We start from the raw sequence: 246 nt of genomic DNA on the forward strand, positions 1-246 counted from the left end.
GCCGGAACACCGGAAGCAGGACCCCCATGACGGCAAAGGGCATTACCAAGGCGCCCAGACGATACACGTTTAGTCCCTGGGCGAGTTCGCCGAAGAAGGGGACAGACCACATGTTGGCCATCAGGCCAAGAAGCAGGCCGGCCATGGGCAGCCCGACGACGGCGGCCCATACCGCCCGCTCGCCTGCCGGCGCGTACATCAGCGTGCAAAGCGCCAGGCCTATGGCCGCCAGGGAAACCAGGATGG

Annotated in this window: 1 protein-coding gene; it reads right to left on the reverse strand. The window is 65.9% G+C overall.

Annotation, left to right across the window (positions count from 1 at the left end):
* A partial coding sequence (locus SB754_RS22265; RefSeq protein WP_410784457.1) for a hypothetical protein occupies nt 1-246 on the reverse strand: 246 nt, incomplete at both ends.

Origin of the sequence: Leifsonia sp. SIMBA_070, assembly GCF_046534635.1 — a bacterium.
Lineage (GTDB): Bacteria > Actinomycetota > Actinomycetes > Actinomycetales > Microbacteriaceae > Leifsonia.